At 66.0% G+C, this 19,812-nt stretch carries 24 protein-coding genes; 9 read left to right on the plus strand and 15 right to left on the minus strand.

Annotated elements, in window-relative coordinates:
• Positions 1–668: DUF222 domain-containing protein (locus ACZY1I_RS20390; protein WP_463756321.1), on the minus strand; the 668-nt coding region annotated here is incomplete at its 3' end.
• A gap of 72 nt (positions 669–740) precedes the next feature.
• Between ACZY1I_RS20390 and ACZY1I_RS20395 the strand changes: the two genes are divergently transcribed.
• The 3 genes from ACZY1I_RS20395 to ACZY1I_RS20405 all read left to right on the plus strand — a co-directional run bounded on the left by ACZY1I_RS20395 (position 741) and on the right by ACZY1I_RS20405 (position 2,670).
• Positions 741–1,085: a DivIVA domain-containing protein gene (locus ACZY1I_RS20395; RefSeq protein WP_463756323.1), complete on the plus strand. Its 345-nt coding sequence runs from the start codon at positions 741–743 to the stop codon at positions 1,083–1,085.
• A gap of 78 nt (positions 1,086–1,163) precedes the next feature.
• Positions 1,164–1,829: an MOSC domain-containing protein gene (locus tag ACZY1I_RS20400; protein WP_463757126.1), complete on the plus strand. Its 666-nt coding sequence runs from the start codon at positions 1,164–1,166 to the stop codon at positions 1,827–1,829.
• 58 nt (positions 1,830–1,887) lie between these two features.
• Positions 1,888–2,670, plus strand: coding sequence for a lysostaphin resistance A-like protein (locus ACZY1I_RS20405; RefSeq protein WP_463756325.1), 783 nt, complete (start codon positions 1,888–1,890; stop codon positions 2,668–2,670).
• Here ACZY1I_RS20405 and ACZY1I_RS20410 read toward each other — a convergent pair.
• From ACZY1I_RS20410 to modA, 7 genes are all read right to left on the minus strand, one after another.
• Positions 2,667–3,695: a zinc-binding alcohol dehydrogenase family protein gene (locus tag ACZY1I_RS20410; protein WP_463756328.1), complete on the minus strand. Its 1,029-nt coding sequence runs from the start codon at positions 3,693–3,695 to the stop codon at positions 2,667–2,669. The genes ACZY1I_RS20405 and ACZY1I_RS20410 overlap by 4 nt on opposite strands.
• 15 nt (positions 3,696–3,710) lie before the next feature.
• Entirely contained in the window at positions 3,711–3,989 is a 279-nt protein-coding gene (locus ACZY1I_RS20415; protein ID WP_463756329.1) for a GlsB/YeaQ/YmgE family stress response membrane protein, read from the minus strand.
• 92 nt (positions 3,990–4,081) lie between these two features.
• Positions 4,082–4,381, minus strand: coding sequence for a GlsB/YeaQ/YmgE family stress response membrane protein (locus ACZY1I_RS20420; RefSeq protein WP_463756332.1), 300 nt, complete (start codon positions 4,379–4,381; stop codon positions 4,082–4,084).
• 74 nt (positions 4,382–4,455) lie between these two features.
• Positions 4,456–5,565: an alanine and proline-rich secreted protein Apa gene (locus tag ACZY1I_RS20425; RefSeq protein WP_463756335.1), complete on the minus strand. Its 1,110-nt coding sequence runs from the start codon at positions 5,563–5,565 to the stop codon at positions 4,456–4,458.
• A 65-nt stretch (positions 5,566–5,630) separates the two neighbouring features.
• Positions 5,631–6,761: a sulfate/molybdate ABC transporter ATP-binding protein gene (locus ACZY1I_RS20430; protein ID WP_463756337.1), complete on the minus strand. Its 1,131-nt coding sequence runs from the start codon at positions 6,759–6,761 to the stop codon at positions 5,631–5,633.
• A complete protein-coding gene (locus tag ACZY1I_RS20435; protein WP_463756340.1) occupies positions 6,758–7,561 on the minus strand; it encodes an ABC transporter permease in 804 nt (267 codons plus the stop codon). Before ACZY1I_RS20435 ends, ACZY1I_RS20430 begins: the two co-directional genes overlap by 4 nt.
• A gap of 22 nt (positions 7,562–7,583) precedes the next feature.
• Positions 7,584–8,351, minus strand: a complete 768-nt coding sequence (modA, locus tag ACZY1I_RS20440; RefSeq protein WP_463756342.1) for a molybdate ABC transporter substrate-binding protein — start codon at positions 8,349–8,351, stop codon at positions 7,584–7,586.
• A gap of 135 nt (positions 8,352–8,486) precedes the next feature.
• On the opposite strand from modA, the gene ACZY1I_RS20445 reads away from it, so the two are divergent.
• The 3 genes from ACZY1I_RS20445 to ACZY1I_RS20455 all read left to right on the plus strand — a co-directional run bounded on the left by ACZY1I_RS20445 (position 8,487) and on the right by ACZY1I_RS20455 (position 11,673).
• Entirely contained in the window at positions 8,487–9,164 is a 678-nt protein-coding gene (locus tag ACZY1I_RS20445; protein WP_463756346.1) for an SDR family oxidoreductase, read from the plus strand.
• A gap of 40 nt (positions 9,165–9,204) precedes the next feature.
• Complete coding sequence (locus ACZY1I_RS20450) at positions 9,205–10,125, plus strand: LLM class F420-dependent oxidoreductase (protein ID WP_463756349.1); 921 nt, start codon at positions 9,205–9,207, stop codon at positions 10,123–10,125.
• A gap of 147 nt (positions 10,126–10,272) precedes the next feature.
• On the plus strand, positions 10,273–11,673 hold the full coding sequence (locus tag ACZY1I_RS20455) for an NAD(P)/FAD-dependent oxidoreductase (protein ID WP_463756352.1): 1,401 nt from the start codon (positions 10,273–10,275) through the stop codon (positions 11,671–11,673).
• Here ACZY1I_RS20455 and ACZY1I_RS20460 read toward each other — a convergent pair.
• The 7 genes from ACZY1I_RS20460 to ACZY1I_RS20490 all read right to left on the minus strand — a co-directional run bounded on the left by ACZY1I_RS20460 (position 11,670) and on the right by ACZY1I_RS20490 (position 16,477).
• The gene (locus ACZY1I_RS20460; RefSeq protein WP_463756354.1) at positions 11,670–12,323 is read right to left on the minus strand and encodes an urease accessory protein UreD; all 654 of its coding nucleotides are present in this window, start codon (positions 12,321–12,323) and stop codon (positions 11,670–11,672) included. The genes ACZY1I_RS20455 and ACZY1I_RS20460 overlap by 4 nt on opposite strands.
• Entirely contained in the window at positions 12,313–13,005 is a 693-nt protein-coding gene (gene ureG, locus ACZY1I_RS20465; protein ID WP_463756356.1) for an urease accessory protein UreG, read from the minus strand. The genes ACZY1I_RS20460 and ureG overlap by 11 nt, the downstream gene beginning before the upstream one ends.
• An 11-nt stretch (positions 13,006–13,016) precedes the next feature.
• On the minus strand, positions 13,017–13,652 hold the full coding sequence (locus ACZY1I_RS20470; protein ID WP_463756358.1) for an urease accessory protein UreF: 636 nt from the start codon (positions 13,650–13,652) through the stop codon (positions 13,017–13,019).
• Entirely contained in the window at positions 13,652–15,385 is a 1,734-nt protein-coding gene (locus tag ACZY1I_RS20475; RefSeq protein ID WP_463756360.1) for an urease subunit alpha, read from the minus strand. The genes ACZY1I_RS20470 and ACZY1I_RS20475 overlap by 1 nt, the downstream gene beginning before the upstream one ends.
• Positions 15,385–15,696, minus strand: a complete 312-nt coding sequence (locus ACZY1I_RS20480) for an urease subunit beta (RefSeq protein WP_463756362.1) — start codon at positions 15,694–15,696, stop codon at positions 15,385–15,387. The genes ACZY1I_RS20475 and ACZY1I_RS20480 overlap by 1 nt, the downstream gene beginning before the upstream one ends.
• On the minus strand, positions 15,693–15,995 hold the full coding sequence (locus tag ACZY1I_RS20485) for an urease subunit gamma (protein ID WP_463757130.1): 303 nt from the start codon (positions 15,993–15,995) through the stop codon (positions 15,693–15,695). The genes ACZY1I_RS20480 and ACZY1I_RS20485 overlap by 4 nt, the downstream gene beginning before the upstream one ends.
• Before the next feature lie 80 nt (positions 15,996–16,075).
• Positions 16,076–16,477 carry a PaaI family thioesterase gene (locus ACZY1I_RS20490; RefSeq protein ID WP_463756364.1) on the minus strand — a complete coding sequence of 134 codons (402 nt, stop codon included), beginning with the start codon at positions 16,475–16,477 and terminating at the stop codon, positions 16,076–16,078.
• A gap of 409 nt (positions 16,478–16,886) precedes the next feature.
• Between ACZY1I_RS20490 and ACZY1I_RS20495 the strand changes: the two genes are divergently transcribed.
• The 3 genes from ACZY1I_RS20495 to gndA all read left to right on the plus strand — a co-directional run bounded on the left by ACZY1I_RS20495 (position 16,887) and on the right by gndA (position 19,810).
• Complete coding sequence (locus ACZY1I_RS20495) at positions 16,887–17,303, plus strand: BlaI/MecI/CopY family transcriptional regulator (protein ID WP_463756366.1); 417 nt, start codon at positions 16,887–16,889, stop codon at positions 17,301–17,303.
• A gap of 14 nt (positions 17,304–17,317) precedes the next feature.
• Positions 17,318–18,268, plus strand: coding sequence for a M56 family metallopeptidase (locus ACZY1I_RS20500; protein WP_463756369.1), 951 nt, complete (start codon positions 17,318–17,320; stop codon positions 18,266–18,268).
• Between the two features lie 84 nt (positions 18,269–18,352).
• On the plus strand, positions 18,353–19,810 hold the full coding sequence (gene gndA / locus ACZY1I_RS20505) for an NADP-dependent phosphogluconate dehydrogenase (protein WP_463756373.1): 1,458 nt from the start codon (positions 18,353–18,355) through the stop codon (positions 19,808–19,810).
• Positions 19,811–19,812: the final 2 nt, after the last annotated feature.

Raw genomic sequence — 19,812 nt, forward strand, 5'->3', positions numbered from 1 at the left:
AGCGGCCCGAACGCATCGGCGCGGCGCTGGGCTTTGGTCCGCGGATCGTGTGGGCAGACGGTGGCGGCGAGGTTGTCTAGGGCCTGGTCGACAGCGATCGCGTCCAGGGTGTGCACGGTGGCATGGATGTCGGTGGTGCCCTCACAATCGCCGCCGACCCACACCTCACGGCTTTTCGCCTGTTCTTGGCGGCGGTGCACGGCGTCGAGGTCTTCGCGGGCCACGATCGCATCGACCTTGCCGGCCAGGCGGCCGCGGGTCAGCGACGGCCACCGCAGCACCTGGGTGGCTACTTTCTCATCGACGCGCGCCAGCACCGCAGAGTCGGTGATCAGATCGGTGCGCCCGGCGATGGTGCGAAACGCCTGCAGGTCGATGTCACCGTTGCAGAACACGGCCGCGACCTTGGGGAGTCGTTCGCGCATCGCGCGGGCGGTGTGGACCCGGCCTTCGGCGCGGCCTTTGCTGATCCGCAACAGCGTCCCGACCTCGATCGCGACGGCGTCCATGGTGTCCATCGCCCAGTCCTCGGTCTCGGCGTAATCGGCCAGCGAGTCGGCGAACCAGTCCCCGATCATCACCAACTGCGCCGCGGTGGCCTGATTCTCTAACCGCGCCGCCGCACGAATCCGCGCCTTCCGATCCGCGGGAAAGGATTCTTCGAACATACATTCGATTCTAAACGAACCCACTGACATTGATCGGTTCCCTTGCAACCCTGCCGGTGAGAAGATTTGCTGATGAAGCGTGAAGATCGAGAGAGACGCATCTCTGATCTCGAGCGCCAGTTAGCTGAGCGGCGAGCTGCGGCTGACGGCGGAAGCGAACGCCTCAGCCCGGAACACGTCCGCAATGTGGCTTTCGCGAGGCCACCCTTCGGCAAGCGCGGCTACAACGAAGACGAGGTCGACGCGTTTCTCGATGTCATCGAGGCAGCGCTGCAGGACCCGGCGGAAAGCACGCTGACCTCAGAGCGGGTCCGGAGGGTCGCATTCGGGAAGCCACCCATCGGAAGACGTGGTTATGACGAACGAGAGGTTGATGCGTTCCTCTACCTCGTCGAGGAGCACTTGAAGCACCAGTAGCGTGCGTTGCCGGCGCCCCCGTCAAAGGCGGCACCAAGTGCGGTCGACCGCCAGAGTTACGCTGTCCGGGTGCCGAAAGTGTTGTCCGTCAACCTGGCTCGCGGGCGTACCAATCCCGACCCGCGCGCGCACTCCAAGCTGACCGGTATCGACAAAGTGGCCGCGGCGGATGCGGTCCTGGTGCGCGCGCCGGGGCCGATTCGAGGCGGTCTCGGTAGCGGACTCGTCGGCGACACGATCGGCAATCAGAAGCTCCACGGCGGCGACGACCAGGCCGTATATGCCTACGCCCGGGAAGACCTCGACGCCTGGGAGGCGCAGCTCGGGCGCACCCTCACCGACGGGATTTTCGGCGAGAACCTGACCACGCAAGGCGTCGACCTGACGGAGACCCTGATCGGCGAACGTTGGCGCGTCGGCTCCGACGGTTTAGTGCTGGAGGTGTCCGCGCCCCGGACGCCCTGCCGAACATTCGCGGCCTTCCTCAATCTCAATCAGTGGATCAAGACCTTCACCGAAGCCGGAAAACCGGGCGCGTACTTTCGGGTCATCGCGCCGGGAACCGTGCGCGTCGGCGATGCAATCGAGATCGAGTACCGACCGAACCATGATGTGACCATCGGTCTGGTCTTTCGCGCCAAGATGGCCGATCCGGACCTGCTCCCCCGGCTACTGGCCGCCGATGCGCTCTCCGCGGAGTTGAAGGCCTTGGCGCGCCGCCGCGTCGCAAAGCTCGAAAGCTGAAGCGGCGGCCCCATCAAACTGAGCGGGTGCTCAGCCGTTCGCAGGTAGAATTGCGACGATGCACGCCCAAACCCCGGAACCAGCTTTCGCCGGCGCTCAGTTCGATGCGCCGGCGGTTCCGGCCCTGGAGCAAGCCATCGACCGATTGCGGATCTACGTCGACATCGCCGTGGTCGTCACGGTCTTGGTACTGACGAACCTGATCGCGCACTTCACCACCCCGTGGGCGAGTGTCGCGACGGTCCCGGCGGCCGCGGTGGGTTTGGTGGCGCTGCTTCGCTGGCGAGGTCTGGACTGGTCCGAACTCGGCCTCGGCCGCGAGCAGTGGAAGACGGGAATGGGCTACGCGCTGGCCGCCGTTGCGGTAGTGGTGTCAGTGATCGCTGTCGGTGTGTTGCTGCCGCTGACCCGGCCGATGTTCCTGAACAACCACTACGCAACTGTCTCTGGAGCGCTTATCGCGTCGATGGTGATCATCCCGTTGCAGACCGTCATCCCCGAGGAACTCGCCTTTCGGGGTGTACTCCACGGCGCGCTGGATCGGGCCTGGGGATTTCGCGGAGTCGCCCTCGCGGGGTCGCTGTTGTTCGGCCTGTGGCACGTCGCGACATCACTTGGGCTGACAAGTAACAACGTGGGATTCACCCGCCTGTTCGGGGGCGGATTTGCCGGCATGGCCGCCGGAGTGACGCTGGCGGTTCTGGCCACCGGCGTGGCCGGATTCGTGTTCAGCTGGTTGCGCCGGCGCAGTGGCAGCTTGATCGCGCCGATCGCGCTGCACTGGTCGCTCAATGGCGTGGGCGCCCTGGCGGCTGCCCTGGTCTGGCAGCTGTCGAGTTAGGTCAGCAGGACTGCGGCCCCGGCGATCCGGCCGGAGCTGAGGTCGGTCAGCGCGCGATCGGCCTGGCCGAGCGGATATTCGGGCGTGGTCACTTCGATGTGGTGCGCGTTTGCGAAATCGAGGAACGCACGTGCATCGGCGCGGGTGTTCGATGTGACCGAGCGGATCTGGCGCTCCTGAAACAGGTGCCGCTGATAGTTGAGCGACGGGATGTCGCTCAGGTGGATGCCGGCAACCGCCAAGGTGCCGCCCCGATCGAGTGCTTCTAGCGCGGGCAGCACGAGATCGCCGACCGGGGCGAACAGGATCGCCGCGTCCAGGTGAACAGGCGGCGGGTCGGTGGCGTCTTGGGCCGACGCGGCTCCCAGATCAAGGGCCAGCTCACGGGCCCGAGCGCCTCGCGTCATCACGTGCACCTCCGCGCCTTGAGCGAGCGCGACCTGCGCAGTGATGTGCGCGCTGCCACCGAATCCGTAGAGACCCAGACGGCCGCCGGGAGGCAACTCCGCGCGCATAAGCGATCGATAGCCGATAATTCCGGCGCACAGCAGCGGAGCAAGCTCGCTGTCGCTGTAGCCGCTGGGCAGGTGATGAGCGAAAGCCGCTGGGACCGTGGCAAATTCGGCGTAGCCCCCGTCAGCGTCCCAACCGGTGTACCGGGATTCCGGGCAGAGGTTCTCGGCGCCCCGCCGGCAGTACGTGCACACTCCGCAGGTGTGGCGTAGCCAGGCGATGCCGACCCGATCCCCCACGCTGAAACCGCCGTCGACCGCTGATCCCAGTTCCACCACCTCCCCTACCACTTCGTGGCCGGGAGTCACTCGCTCGCGGTGTACCGGTAGGTCACCCTCGGCGACATGCAGGTCAGTGCGGCAAACTCCGCACGCCAGCACGGCGACCAGCAGTTCGGACGGACCAGGCACCGGAACACCGGCGGTGACGCGTTCGAGCGGGTGAGTGAGCATCGGTCCTGGTTGACGGACCTGCCATGCCGTCATCATCGAGGTAGTCGACGGTGGCGGCATCACCCCATTTTGCCGCTACAGGGTCCGTGTCCGGGAAGTGACTGCCCTGAACACCAAGAGCAGCAGCACCGCGCCAACCAACGCTCCCAGGAATGAGTGGTTGATCGGTGGGGTGATGGTGAATTGGTGCGGCGGGAAGACCACACTGCCCAGGGTGCCGCCGACGTATCCCCCGACGATGCCGAGCAATGCCGTCGCGATCCAGCCCATTGGCTGCCTGCCGGGAACAAGGAGTCGCGCAATCAGGCCGACGACGAGGCCAAGGATGATCATCCAAATGACATGCAGGACCACGGCTAGCTCCTTCGGGGTTTCATTTGTGCAAGGACGCGCAGTGAATACCCCGTGCGGGTGTCGTCAATCCCATCGTGGCGCCACGGTGTTCGTCAGCGACGACGTACCAGTCCGACGATCCAGAGCAGGATCGCAGCTCCCAATAACGAGACGAAGAACGTGAACCACTTGCGTCCATGTTCGACGTCGACATGCAGCCAGGTGAGGAGCATCCCGCCGATGAATCCGCCGATCACGCCGACGATGATGTTCAGCAGAATGCCGGATCCTCCGCCATTGACGAGCTTCCCGGCGATCCAGCCGGCGAATCCGCCAATGACGATGTACGCGAGCCAACTCACCGCGGTGGGCGGTGCGAAAGCCAGGTAGTGGGTTGTTGCAGTGACGTCCATCGGGGTTCTCCTTATCACTGGGGTGTCGAGCGCAATTACTGGACTGTGATGTCGGTATCCCCCCGAGGTGCAGGTCAGGTTGGTTGGTCGCCCCTCGGTTGCGTCACTGGCGGAGTTCCCGCGGCCGGAGCCTGGCCGGGAACAGGTGCCGGCGCCGGTGCCGGCACGCCGGCCTCGGGCGCAGGTGCAGGTGCAGGTGCGCCAGGAACGGCAGGCGCGGGTGCGGGTGCGGGCGGAACAGCAGGCGCGGGTGCGCCGGGAGCAGCCGGTGCCGGGGCGCCAGGAACCGCGCCTTCCGCGGGCGGCGCGGCCGGCGGCGCCCAGGGCAGGATCGACTCAGCCAGCGCCTTGGCGGCGTTCTTGTCGACCGGATTGTTCGACGTGCCCAGCCACACCACGAACCAACGCTGCGGCGGTCCGGCGGTAGGTGCCGCGCCGGCCGGCGTGCCGACCACACCGGTCCAGATCTGGCCGGTCGGCTTGGTGGCGTCGCTGAACTTGACCTCATAGTACGACGCGCTGCCCGCTACGCCTGCGGCGTTCAGCGGAACGGTCTCCTGGTTGACCCGGGTGCCTGGGTAAGGCATGAAGAACTCGCCCATGTCCGAGCCCAACCGAACCGCGGCCTTGGGGTTGGTGGCTTCGGCGCTGGCGTAGAGCTTCTGGTCCAGCCGTCCCAGCACGATCCGCGTGTCGTTGGCTACCGGTTGCGACTGTCCGGGCGCCGGGGCCTCACCGGCGGCCTTGCTCAGTAGTGCTGACCCGTAGTCGAGGTGGGAGGCGTCGGACTCCACCCAGCCGCCGGGAATGACGAAGCTGAATCCGCCGACGGCGTTGGTAACCCGACCAGGCTGGGGCGCAGTCGGATCGGGCGGTGGCGCATTCGGGTCGGCCGGCGGCGGTACCGCATTCGGGTCACCCGGCGCAGCGGTGGGCGTGGGAGCACCGGGGGGCGGCGTGGCCGGCGTAGGCGTCGATCCCGGAACGGGAGCCGGGGATGCCGGGGCGGGTGCAGGCGCGACCGTCGGGCTCGGCGGGGGTACTGGCTCCGGGTCGGCGCCAGCGGTTGCCGGCAAGGCAATTGTCACCACGCTGGCGCTGGCTGCCGCGGCGATCGCCAGCGACGCCCACAGTCCTTTGCGGAGTCCCTTGCGAGGGGTCGGGTTCGGGTCCACCTGATGCATGGCGACGAACCTACCGTGTTACCGCGGCGAAGCAAGGACGGCCCGCCTGGTGTCGTTCGATCTGGTCAAAGCCCTGCGTGCCGAGGCAGGGCCGGATGCAACGCAACTTCGACGGCTTTGATGCTGAACCACACCCGGCGTCCGGGCGTGAGCCGTAATTCGGCGGCGGCTTCAACGGTGACGCTGGCGGCCAGCCCCGGTGCCCCGTCGGCTTGTTCTGCACCGCGCACCAGCACCGCGGACCCGCGGGTGTCCAGCTCAGCGACGGTCACCTCGACGGTATTGCGCGGACTGCCGTGCGGCGGTTCTGGATAGACAGCCACACTCGCCGGTGAGAACACGGCGACCGCCGCCCGACCTCCGGTGAGCTCGGCCGCGGAAGTTCCAATTGCCGCGCCGTGCCAGTGCTGCCCAGCGGGTGTGTGCAAGCAGCCGTCCGGGCCGACCGTTCCGCTGACCAGGTTGACGCCCGCGATCCGGGCGCCGAAATGACTGCGTGGTGCCGCCAGAATCTCAACTACCGGGCCAATTTCGGAAATCTTCCCGGCCTCGAGGATCAGCACCCGATCGGCCAGGGTGAACACGTCCAACAGATCGTGGGTGATCAAGATTGCCGCGCAACGGCTGCGGGTGACCACCCCGCGCAGCACCGCACGAATCGATGCCGCCGCGGCAACATCGAGCCCGGTCAACGGCTCGTCGAGTAGCAGCATCTCGGGTTCGGCCGCAAGCGCTCGCGCGATCGCGACGCGCTGAGCCTGCCCACCTGACAGTTGCCGCGCCTTGCGGTTCGCGAACTGCTCAGCGTCGACCTCGCGGAGCCAATGCAGCGCAGCTGCTTTGTCCGCAGCACGGGCTGACGCGGACATCCGCCACAGGCGGCGACGGCTCTGCGGTCCGAAGGCCACGTTGGCCGCCACGGTGAGATGCGGAAACAGCAGTGGATCCTGCAGAAGCAGCCCCACCCGGCGGTCGTGCGTCGCCACATTCACACCGGCCGAGGTGTCGGTCAGCGTCCGATCCCCCAGCCGTACCCGGCCATCGTCGGGACGGACCAGTCCGGCTATCACATGCAGAGCCGTCGACTTGCCGGCGCCGTTGGGGCCGAGCACCGCCAGCACCTCACCCGCGGACACCGAGAACTCCACGTCCAGATTGCGGTCGGCCACCACCGCACGCAGCTGCAAGTCGCTCATCGACGGCTGCCGCCCTGAATCCCGGTCAGCCGGCGGACGCCCAGTCCCAACACCACGAAAGCCGCCACCGCCACCAACAAAAGTGAAAGCGCCACAGCAGCATCCGGATCACTGACCCGCTGCAGATAGATCTCGAGTGGCAACGTGCGAGTCACCCCCTGCAGGGAGCCGGCAAATGTCAAAGTGGCGCCGAACTCACCCAGCGAGCGGGCGAACGCCAACACCGCCCCGGAGATCAGGCCCGGCAACACCAGCGGCAGGGTCACCCGCCACCAAATCGTGCTGGGCCGCGCTCCCAGTGTCGCCGCTACCACCTCGTAGTCGGCACCGGCGCTGCGTGCGGCGGCTTCCAGGGAGATCACCAGAAAGGGCAACGAGACGAAGGTCTGCGCGAGCACCACGGCGGTCGTGCTGAACGCGACGGTGATGCCCGCGGATTCCAGATACTGCCCGATCAATCCGAGCCGGCCGAACGCGTAGAGCAGCGCGATGCCGCCCACCACCGGCGGCAGAACCAGCGGCAACAGGATCACAGGTCGCAGCAACCGCACTACCCGCAGTCGACTGCGGGCCAGTACCAATGCCATGGGAACGCCCAGCAGCAAGCACAGCGTCGTGCTCGCCGCGGCCGTCTTCAAGCTCAGCAGAAGGGCCGTCGCCGACGACTCGCTGCTGATCAACGACCAGAAATGCGGCCAGTCGACCTTGACCGCGATCGCTAGCAGCGGTAGTCCGACAAACACCGTCCCCGCCGCGGCGGGGAGATACACCCAGCGCGGCAGATCGGTTGGCGTGGACATGCTGAGCTCTTCGGACGCTGCGTCAGGGCTTGGTAAAGCCGGCCTTGGTCAGTATCTGCTGCCCGGTTTCAGCCGTCACCAGAGCCTGGAACTTCTGCGCCAACGCCGATTGGGACGACTTCTTCAACACGGCGATGGGATAGACGTTCACCGCGCTCGCGGACTCCGGAAACTTGACGGTCGCCACCTTGGCGCCGGCGTTGAGCGCGTCGGTCACATAAACCAGCGCGGCATCGGCCTGTCCGGTGGTCACTTTGTTGAGCACATCGCTGACGCTCGGCTCTTCGCTGACCGGGTGGAGTTGCACCCCGGTGCTGTCTTCGATGCGCAAGGTCGCCGCGCCGCATGGCACCGGCTTTTGGCACTCCACGACGTTGAGCCCTGGTTTGGCGAGGTCCGCGAACGATCCGATGTTCTTCGGATTACCTGGCGCGGTGACGATAACCAGCGTATTTGCCGCGAAGTTGGTCGGGTCGGCGGCCAGCAGGCCGGCCTTGGCGATCTTGTCCATCTGCGCGGTGTCAGCGGAGGCGAACACGTCGGCGCTAGCGCCCTGAGTCAATTGAGTCGCCAATTCTGACGAGCCCGCGAAACTGAACTCAACGCCGGCGCCAGGGTTGTCCGCCTTGAACCGCTCCCCGATCTGGGTGAAGGTCTGCTTGAGTGAGGCGGCCGCGAAAACCACGATCATCGGGGAACCCTGCCCCTGCCGGGATGCCGAACTACAACCGGTCAAGCCGGCGCATAGCAGCATCGTGCTGACAACAGCGACCAATCCGACGCGACGCATCGGTCAAACGTAGCGCTGGCGTAAGGCCGCCGAATAGTAATGCAATCGTCAGCGCGTCGCATCGGCGCGGAGTTTCGCCGAATAGCTACTGTCCAGTAACATGAACCGCGATTGACGCCGACGCACGAGGAGGTCGTGGCAGTGGAGGTTTTGGTCACCGGCGGAGACACCGATCTGGGACGCACCGTAGCCGAGGGCTTCCGCGACGACGGCCACAAGGTAACCCTTGTCGGCGCCCGCGGTAGCGATCTCGAGGTCATCGCCAAAGAACTCGACGTGGACGCGATCGTTTGCGACATCACCGACCCCGCCAGCCTCAATGAGGCTCGGAGTTTGTTTCCCCATCATCTCGACACCATCGTCAACATCCCGGCACCCACCTGGGAGGCCGGTGACCCGCGCACCTTTTCGCTGTCCGACACCGCCGCCGCGTGGCGCCGGACGCTCGACGCGACGCTGCTCTCCGCGGTCCTGACCGTGCAGTGCGTCGGCGACCACCTGCGCTCCGGCGGCAACATCATCAGTGTGCTGACCGAGAACCCGGCCACCGGCAGCGTCGACGCCGGCATCAAGGCCGCGCTGTCCAGTTGGATCAGTGGGCAGGCCGAGGTGTACGGCACCCGTGGCATCACGGTCAACGCAGTCGCCTGCGGCCGCAGTGTGCAGGCCGGCTACGAGGGTCTCTCCCGCACCCCCGCACCCGCCGCGGCGGAAATCGCGCGGCTGTCGCTGTTCTTGACCACACCGGCCGCCCGCCACATCACCGGCCAGACGCTGCACGTCAGCCACGGGGCGCTCGCTCAGTTCGCCTGAGTCTGTTCGGGTTTTCCAGCCGATCGCTACGGTAGATAGCGTGGCTATTCGGCTTGGATTTCAGATTCCCAATTTCTCCTACGGGACCGGCGTAGAAAACCTGTTCCCGACCGTGATCGCACAGGCGCGAGAAGCCGAAGCGGCCGGTTATGACTCGCTTTTCGTGATGGACCATTTCTACCAACTGCCGATGATCGGCACGCCGGATCAGCCGATGCTGGAGTCGTATACAGCGTTGGGCGCATTGGCCACCGCGACCGAGCGTCTGCAACTGGGCACGTTGGTGACCGGCAACACCTATCGCAACCCGACACTTCTGGCCAAGGTCATCACCACACTGGACGTGGTCAGCGCAGGCCGGGCGATCCTGGGTCTCGGGGCCGGTTGGTTCGAGCTGGAACACCGCCAACTCGGCTTCGAATTCGGCACTTTCACCGACCGATTCAACCGGCTCGAGGAGGCGCTGCGGATCCTCGACCCGATGATCAAAGGCGAGCGACCGACCTTTGCCGGCGATTGGTACAAAGCCGAGTCCGCCATGGCTGAACCGCGTTACCGCGACCGAGTCCCGGTGCTGATCGGCGGCAGCGGCGAGAAGAAGACGTTCGGAATCGCCGCCCGCTACGCCGACCACCTCAACATCATCGCGGCGTTTCACGAATTGCCGGGCAAGATCGACGCGGCCAGGGCGCGCTGCGAAGAGGTCGGCCGGGACCCGTCGACGCTGGAGACTTCGATGATGTTGACGACGATCATCGACGAGAACGCCAACCCGGATCAGCTGCCGGAAAACATGAGGGCGCGCATGGCGGTCGGCAGCCCGGCCCAAGTGGCCGAACAGGTCAAAGCCAAGGTGCTTGACGCCGGGGTGGACGGAGTGATCATCAATATCCCCAACGGCCATGTCCCGGGACTGATCACCAGCGCCGCTGAGGCGCTGCGCCCGTTGTTCGGTTGGTAAACGTCCTTGACGCCTGCGCCAATTCGCTGAGTGTGGCTAATTGCACAGGGCGGCAATTGGGTTTGTGGCATGGATTTGACTAAACTCAAAGATGAATTAGCTAACTGAAGTCGCCCGTCAAGGAGCCCCCGTCAGGAGCAGCGGAACATGAGCCCCCAGCAAGAACCCACAGTTGAACCCCATGAACAAGGGAAGCGGCATCGCGTCGTCATCATCGGGTCGGGTTTCGGTGGACTCAATGCGGCAAAGAAGCTCAAGCGTGCTGACGTTGACATCAAGCTGATCGCCCGGACCACGCACCACCTGTTCCAGCCTTTGCTGTACCAGGTGGCCACCGGCATTATTTCCGAAGGCGAAATTGCGCCGCCCACCCGCGTCGTGCTGCGTAAGCAGCGCAATGTGCAGGTACTGCTGGGCAATGTGACGCACATCGATCTGGCCAACCAGTGCGTCGTCTCGGAGTTGCTCGGACACACCTATGAGACCCCTTACGACAGCCTGATCATCGCCGCCGGCGCCGGCCAGTCCTACTTCGGCAACGACCACTTCGCCGAATTCGCTCCGGGCATGAAGTCGATTGACGACGCGCTGGAACTGCGCGGCCGGATTCTGAGCGCGTTCGAGCAGGCAGAGCGGTCGAGTGACCCGGAACGCCGGGCCAAACTGCTCACCTTCACCGTGGTCGGCGCAGGCCCGACCGGGGTCGAAATGGCCGGGCAGATAGCCGAACTGGCCGAATACACGCTCAAGGGCGCCTTCCGGCACATCGATTCGACCAGAGCACGGGTGATCCTGCTCGATGCCGCGCCCGCGGTATTGCCGCCGATGGGCGAAAAGCTGGGCGAACGGGCTGCCACGCGGTTGAAGAAGCTGGGTGTGGAGATTCAGCTGGGTGCCATGGTCACCGACGTGGACCGCAACGGCATCACCGTCAAGGACGCCGACGGCACCGAGCGACGCATCGAATCGGCGTGCAAGGTCTGGTCCGCTGGGGTTCAGGCCAGCCGGTTGGGCAGGGACCTTGCCGAGCAGTCCGACACTGAACTCGACCGGGCGGGCCGGGTTCAGGTGCTGCCGGACCTTTCAATTCCCGGGCACCCCAACGTGTTCGTGGTCGGCGACATGGCCGCCGTCGAAGGTGTGCCAGGTGTCGCCCAAGGCGCGATCCAGGGCGGTAAGTACGTCGCCAACAACATCAAGTCCGAACTCGCCGGGGCCGATCCGGCCGAACGTGAGCCGTTCCAGTACTTCGACAAGGGTTCGATGGCCACGGTGTCGCGCTTCTCCGCGGTCGCCAAGATCGGTCCGTTGGAGTTCAGCGGCTTCATCGCCTGGCTGATGTGGCTGGTGCTGCACCTGGTGTACCTGATCGGATTCAAGACCAAGGTCACCACGTTGCTGTCCTGGACGGTGACGTTCCTGAGCACCCGACGTGGCCAGCTGACTATCACCGATCAGCAGGCGTTCGCTCGAACCCGGCTCGAACAGCTGGCGGAATTGGCGGCCGAGGCACAGGGCTCTGGCTCGGTCACCAGGAAAGCCAGCTAACCCATCAGCCGGTCGGCCTGCCAGGTACTGAGCGTTCCGCCGCCGGCCAACGTCAGGATCGTGGTACCGGCGGCCGGGGTTTCGCTGTTGTCGGCGAATGCTGTTGCTGGATAACACAACTCGTTGACGGTTGCGCGCGGTGCCGAAAGGACGTCGTCGGCGACGGACCCGGCGCCGAGCTCAACGCGATGACGCAGCAGTGGCGTGCCGTCTTGGTCGGCCCGCAGCGTCCCCGACCAAAACCCTTCGCGCTCATCAAATCTGCCGATCTGTACCCGCTCCCGATAACGCACCTGCCCGTCGTCGTGCACTCGCAGCGACACGTGGGAAAGATGCCGGGCCGGCCCCGCGACGACCGTCGGCTCGAGGTCCACGTCGAGTTCGCCGGTCACGTCGATCTCCCAACGGGAGTGTGAGGTCGGAGTATTCGCACCCGGCAATGCCACGGCCGCGGCCACGCTGCGCAGAACCAGCCGGGATCCCGCTTCGACGACCAGCCGGACATCGATGGTGTCGCCGCCGAGCGGGGTGGCGGCCGCCGACACCAGGTGCACCGTTTCGGGTGTGGTGCTGCGAGCCTGGATGGCGCCCCGGCACTCCATCCGCGGCAAGCGATTTCGAGTCGCGACGATGAGGACGTCAGACTGCATTGGCGGCCAGTTGAGCCCGCACCCAAGCCTGCACCTCGGAAGCCGCCGGGTCCTGCGTCAACGATTGCAGCACCGTCGGCCGGCCGGCCCGCACCGCGTCGGCGTCCCTGGCCATTACGCCCAGGTCGGCACCCACCAGCGGCGCGAGGTCAGTCTTGTTGACCACCAGCAAATCTGAGTAGGTGACCCCGGGTCCGCCCTTGCGCGGCACCTTGTCGCCGCCGGCCACGTCCACGACGAAGATCTGCACATCGACCAGCCCCGACGAGAAAGTGGCGGTCAGGTTGTCGCCCCCGGATTCGACGAGAATCAGATCGAGAGCGTCGTGGGCGGCGACCAAGTCGTCGATGGCATCCAGGTTCGCGGTGATGTCATCCCGAATCGCGGTGTGCGGGCAACCGCCGGTCTGCACGGCCGCGATGCGGTCGTCCGGCAGGACTGCGTGCTTGCGCAGGAAATCGGCGTCTTCGGTGGTGTAGATGTCGTTGGTCAGCACCGCCAGTGACAGTTCGTCGCGCAGTTCCCGGCACAGCGCGGCCACCAGTGCGGTCTTGCCCGAGCCCACCGGACCGCCGACTCCGACGCGCAGCGGTTCTCCGGGCTGCCGGACCCGCTTGGGCCGGTCCGCGTGGCCGTGGGTATGCGGGTGGTCGTGATCGTGTGAGTGGCTGTGGGCGGGCATACGGTGACCTTTCAGGAGGCGAACAGGGGTCGTGCGCGTTCGGCATGGCGTTGGGCGAGTGTGTCGAGCAGCGGGTCGGACAAGTCGGCGAGTCCGGCGGACGCTTCGCCGGCGGTGTGTTCGCACAGGTCGGACAACCCAAAGGTCAACGCGGCGACCTCGATCGGGTCCAGCGCGAGCAGTCGCTGAGCCGCGGTGGCCGACCCGGTCATTGTGGTGTAGACGACCTGCAACGCGTTGTGTTCGGGAGTGAGGTCACTGTTCGCGCCGACCAGGCCGGCGACGACGGCGAGATGAGGCCTGCGGCCGACCTGATCCCAACACGGCCCCGGCCACACCCGGCGAGCCAGGCGGGCGAGTCCGCGCCCCTGGGTTCGCGATGCGTCTCGCGCGGCGGGTGCCGGCGTGCGCGCGTCGGCTTCGCGATCCGCGTCGTCCAGCGTCAGATCCGCGCGTTGCACCGCAACCGCGATCGAGGCGGTGACCAACCCGTGGGTCCGTATCCGGCGGACCAAAAAGGCTTCCAGCGTGGCGAGGTCGGTCACCATTCGGCTGGTCACCGCCTCTTCCAGGCCGCCGGAATGCACGTGGGAGCCAGTCGGTAGCCGCGAGTCGGCGAGGACCAGCAGCGTGGCAAGCGAGGTCATCAGAACAGGAAATACCTCTGCGCCATCGGCAGAACGGCCGCGGGCTGTGGTTGCCATACTTCGCCGTCGATGCGCACGGTGAAGGTGTCGGGTTCGACCTCGATGCGGGGCGTGGCGTCGTTGAGCGGGAGATCGGATTTGCCGACACCGCGCGAATCGGCCACCGGTATCAGGCGGCGATTCACCGCGAGGCGATCCGGTAAATGCGCCTCGATGGCCTGCGGGGCCACGAAGTGCACCGAGGTGGCAGCCGCGGTCGCCGGGGCCGCGCCGAACATCGGCCGCGGCAGCACCGGTTGTGGGGTGGGTATCGACGCGTTGGCGTCCCCCATCGCGGCCCACGCGATCGCGCCACCCTTAATCACCGCGTGCGGGCGTACTCCGAAAAAGGCCGGTTCCCACAGCACCAGGTCGGCCAACTTGCCCACTTCCACCGAACCGACCTCGTGGTCCAGACCGTGCGCGACGGCCGGGCAGATGGTGTATTTGGCGACGTAGCGCCGGACCCGGATGTTGTCGGAGCCGGTGTCGCCGGAGGGATCTCCTTGCAAAGCACCGCGGCGCGCTTTCATCACATGCGCGGTCTGCCAGGTGCGTAGTGCGACTTCGCCGACGCGGCCCATCGCCTGCGAGTCGCTGCCGATCATCGAGATCGCGCCGATGTCGTGCAGCAGATCCTCGGCGGCGATGGTGGACGGTCGGATCCGGCTCTCCGCGAATGCCAGGTCCTCCGGTACCCGCGGGTTGAGGTGGTGGCACACCATCAACATGTCGAGGTGCTCGTCGAGGGTGTTGACCGTGTGCGGTCGGGTCGGATTGGTGGAGCTGGGCAGCACATTTGGGTGCGCGGCGACCGTGATGATGTCCGGGGCGTGCCCGCCGCCGGCACCTTCGGTGTGGTAGGCGTGAATCGAGCGCCCGGCGATCGCTTCGATCGTGTCTTCGACGAATCCGGCCTCGTTGAGGGTGTCGGAATGCAGCGCCACCTGCACGCCGGCGGCTTCGGCCACGGTCAGGCAAGCATCGATGGCCGCCGGTGTGGATCCCCAGTCCTCGTGCAACTTGAAACCCGATGCGCCGCCGCGCAATTGTTCCCAAAAGGCGTCGGGATTGACGGTGTTGCCCTTGCCGAGCAGTGCGAAGTTGATGGGCCATTCGTCGAGTGCTTCCAGCATCCGCGCCAGGTGCCAGTCGCCGGGTGTGACGGTGGTGGCCTTGCTGCCCTCGGCCGGACCGGTGCCCCCGCCGATGATCGTGGTGGTGCCCGCGCAGAGCGCTTCGGTGAGGACCTGCGGGCAGATCAGATGCACGTGGCAGTCGATAGTTCCTGCGGTGACGATTTTCCCATTGCCACTGATGATTTCGGTGGACGGACCAACCACCAGATCGCGGTGGACGCCGGACATGATGTCCGGGTTGCCGGCCTTGCCGATCGCGACAATGCGACCGCCGCGAATCCCGATGTCCGCTTTGATGACTCCCCAGTAGTCGATGATCACGGCGCCGGTGATGACGGTATCGGGCGTGCCCTCGGCGCGAGTCGCGCGGCCCATGCCCATGGACTCGCGCAGCACCTTGCCGCCGCCGAACACCGCCTCGTCGCCGGCCAGACCGGGTCCGCCGCAGCGGTCTTCGGTGATCTGCACCAGCAGGTTGGTGTCGGCCAGTCTGATCCGATCGCCGGTGGTGGGACCGTACAGCTGTGCGTATTGGCTTCTGGACAACTGTGTCATCAGGAGTCCAGCAGGCCGGGCGGATCGAGGGTCAATCCGTGCACTTCACGACGGCCGCGCAGCGGAACCAGGCCGACAATGCGGATCACCCCGGGCTCGAACCGAACCGCGGTGGCCGCCGGAATGTCCAGGCGCCGACCGTGGGCCGCTTTGCGGTCGAACGACAGCGCCGCATTGGACTGGGCGAAGTGCACGTGACTACCGACCTGTACCGGCCGGTCACCGGTGTTGACGACTTGAATCTCCAATATCTGGGCGGTGGCATTGATCTCGATATCGCCACTTCCGGAGAAGATTTCGCCGGGAATCATGAGATCGGATGGTGCACGGTGACCAGCTTGGTCCCGTCCGGGAAGGTCGCTTCCACCTGTACGTCGTCCAGCATCTCCGGGACCCCCTCCATCACGTCGTCGCGGCGCAGCACTTCTCGGCCGCTGATCATCAACTCAGCGACGGTCCGGCCGTCGCGTGCCCCTTCGAGGATGTGGTCGCTGATCACCGCGACCGCTTCTGGATGATTCAGCCGCAAGCCGCGGGCCCGACGTCGGTGGGCCAGCTCGGCGGCGTAGGAGAGCAGCAACCGCTCCTGCTCGTGCGGCGTCAGGCGCATGATCAGCGATCCTGCCATGCCAGAGCGATACTGGCCCTACGAGTTTCGCGCCCGGGATGTTCCGGACATTCGACGTCGGGTCAGGCCTCGAGGTTCTGCAGCCGAACCTGGCCCCGGGCCACCACCCGGTCGGTGTCGTCGGTGATGGTGACCAGCCACAGCTGCTGGCGGCGACCGCGGTGAATGGGTTCCGCTTTGCCGTACACGGTGCCGGACTTGATGGCACGCAGGAAGTCGGTGTTGTTGTTGACGCCGACGACATTGCCGCCCCCGTTCGCTGCGAGCCAGGTGTACGCGGCCACGCTGGCCATGCTCTCGATGATCGAGCAATAGACACCGCCGTGCACCAGGCCCATCGGCTGCAGCAACTTGGGCTGCACCTCTAGTTGGGCGCGGGCACCATCGGGGCTGAGTTCGGTGAATTGCAGACCGAGTTCGCTATCGAACGCGGCGACAAATCCCGGGTCAGGCGCTGTCGACACGCCTTCAGTGTCTACACCATCCCCGTGGGACCAAGAAGTGTGACCAAGAACTCACCCTCGTTGTCCACGGCGGATTTCGGGCCGAAAATGCAGGCGAGCCCCGTGCACAAGGCACGGGGCTCGCCGATCGAGTAGGCCCGGGGTCACTGCAGCCCTCAGGACTCTCCGCGGCCATCTATTCGCTCGACCGAGTTCAGCATAGGCAAGGCTGCCCTAATTTCGCAAGCCTTGGTTGCGTAGTGTTGCGGGAGTGTCGAGCCAATAGATCAGGGTCGAACGCATCGTGTGACGACCATCACATCGCCGCCTGACAGCGGTAAACGACTGTTCGCGTGCGATCGCCCGGCGTTGGGTACGACACTCGGTAGTAAGCCGGGGTACGCTGATCTCAACGCTCAGGAGATGAACTATGGCCAAGCAGACGCGGCTGGGGGATCTAGAACGCGCCGTGATGGACCACCTGTGGTCCTCACCGGAACCCCAGACCGTTCGCCAGGTCCACGAAGCGTTGTCGGCCCAGCGCGACCTTGCCTACACGACAGTGATGACCGTGTTGCAGCGGTTGGCCAAAAAGGATCTGGTTTCTCAGCTGCGCGACGACCGCGCGCACCGCTACGCGCCGGTGCACGGCCGCGATGAGCTGGTCGCCGGGCTCATGGTCGATGCACTCGCTCAGGCAGAAGACTCCGGTAGCAGGCAGGCCGCGCTGGTGCATTTCGTCGAGCGGGTCGGTGCCGATGAGGCCGACGCACTGCGGCGCGCACTCGCCGAACTAGAAGCCAACCAACGCAATTCGCATTCCGCTGGACCTCCGGCCGACGACTGAGGGAGACTAACAGCGTGTCCGCGCTGGCCTTCACCATCCTTGCGGTGCTGCTGGCTGGCCCGACACCTGCGTTGTTGGCCCGCGCCACCTGGCCGTTGCGCGCTCCCCGGGCAGCTATGGTGCTCTGGCAGGCCATCGCCTTGGCCGCAGTCCTGTCGGCGTTCAGCGCCGGGATCGCGATCGCAAGCAGGCTGCTCATGCCCGGTCCGGACGGGCGGCCGACAGCCGGAATTCTCGAGGCCGAGGGTCGTCTCGGCTGGCCGCTGTGGGCCGCGTACGTCGCGGTTCTAGCCCTCACCGTCTTGGTCGGAGCGCGACTGGTGGTCGCCGTCGTACGGGTGGCCATCGCAACCCGGCGCCGTCGAGCCCACCACCGCATGGTCGTCGACCTCGTCGGCGTCGGACACGACGCCGCGCTGGCCCAGCCGTGTGCCAGAACCCGTGATCTGCGCGTGCTGCACATCGCGCAACCCCTCGCCTACTGTCTGCCCGGGGTGCGCAGCCGCGTCGTGGTCAGTGAGGGAACACTGAACGCTCTCACTGACTCCGAGGTTGCTGCGATCCTGTCTCATGAGCGGGCTCATCTGCGGGCCCGGCACGATCTGGTGTTGGAAGCATTCACCGCTGTGCACGCCGCGTTTCCGCGGCTGGTGCGCAGCGCCAACGCGCTGGGCGCGGTCCAGCTGCTGGTGGAACTGCTCGCCGACGATGCCGCGGTGCGCGCCACCGGGCGCACTCCCCTGGCCCGGGCGCTGGTTGCCTGCGCTTCCGGGCGGGCGCCGAAGGGCGCGTTGGCGGCGACCGGGCCGAGCACTCTGTTGCGGGTACGACGCCTGGCAGGGGAAGGCAACAGCCCGCTGCTGTCCGCGGCGGCCTATCTGGGTGCCGCAGCCGTCTTGGTGGTTCCCACCCTCGCCCTGGCCGTACCGTGGCTCACGGAGCTGCACCGGTTGGTCGCCGTCTGACGCCGAGCCAAACACTTTGGAGCGCCACCGCTCCGCTGTGTCACAGTGTTTCCGAAAGCTAAAGGCCCGACCGAAAGGCAAGACATGAGTTCGTCGGATTCGAAGACCGCGACCGCGCAAATCGGTGTCACCGGCCTCGCCGTAATGGGCTCGAACCTGGCCCGAAACTTCGCCCGACACGGATACACCGTCGCGCTGCACAACCGGTCGGTCGCCAAGACCGACGCACTGCTCAAGGAGCACGGTTCCGACGGCAACTTTGTGCGCAGCGAAACGATTGCGGAGTTTCTCGACGCGCTGGAGAAGCCGCGTCGGGTGATCATCATGGTCAAGGCCGGCGACCCCACTGACGCCGTCATCAACGAGCTTGCCGACGCCATGGAAGAAGGCGACATCATCATCGATGGTGGCAACGCGTTGTACACCGACACGATCCGCCGGGAGAAGGCGATCCGGGAACGCGGTCTGCACTTCGTGGGTGCAGGCATCTCCGGCGGCGAAGAGGGAGCACTGAACGGTCCGTCGATCATGCCCGGCGGGCCGGCGGAGTCCTACACGTCGCTCGGCCCGCTACTCGAGGAGATCTCCGCGCACGTCGATGGCGTACCGTGCTGCACCCATATCGGCCCCGACGGCGCCGGGCATTTCGTGAAGATGGTGCACAACGGCATCGAATATTCCGACATGCAACTCATCGGCGAGGCCTACCAGCTACTGCGTGACGCGCTGGGCAAGACCGCGCCGGAGATCGCTGACGTGTTCGCTGAATGGAACAAGGGTGATCTCGACAGCTTCCTCATCGAAATCACCGCGGAGGTGTTGCGCCAGACCGATGCCAGGACCGGCAAGCCGCTGGTCGATGTGATCGTCGACGAGGCGGAGCAGAAGGGCACCGGCCGCTGGACGGTGAAGTCGGCACTCGACCTCGGGGTACCAGTCACCGGCATTGCCGAGGCGGTGTTCGCACGCGCGCTGTCGGGTTCGGTGGCCCAGCGCAAGGCCACCACCGGCTTGGCATCCGGCGGTCTCGGCGAAAAGCCAACAGATGCAGCGCAGTTCATCGACGACGTCAGCAAGGCGCTTTACGCGTCGAAGATCATCGCCTACGCACAGGGCTTCAACCAGATCCAGGCCGGCAGCGCCGAATACAACTGGGGCATCACCCCGGGCGACATGGCCACCATCTGGCGCGGCGGCTGCATCATTCGGGCCAAGTTCCTCAACCGGATCAAAGAAGCCTTCGACGACGACGCCGACCTACCGTCGCTGATCGTGGCGCCCTACTTCCGCAGCGCGATCGAGGACGCGATCGACAGCTGGCGCCGGGTAGTGGTTACTGCGACGCAGTTGGGTATCCCCATCCCGGGATTTTCGTCGGCGCTGTCCTACTACGACGGATTGCGCACCGAACGACTGCCTGCCGCGCTCACCCAGGGCCTGCGGGACTTCTTCGGAGCGCACACCTACGGGCGGACCGACGAGGAGCCGGGCAAGAAGTTCCACACCTTATGGAGCGGAGACCGCACTGAAGTACCTGCTTAGCG

This window comes from Mycobacterium sp. IDUB_37, assembly GCF_055419245.1.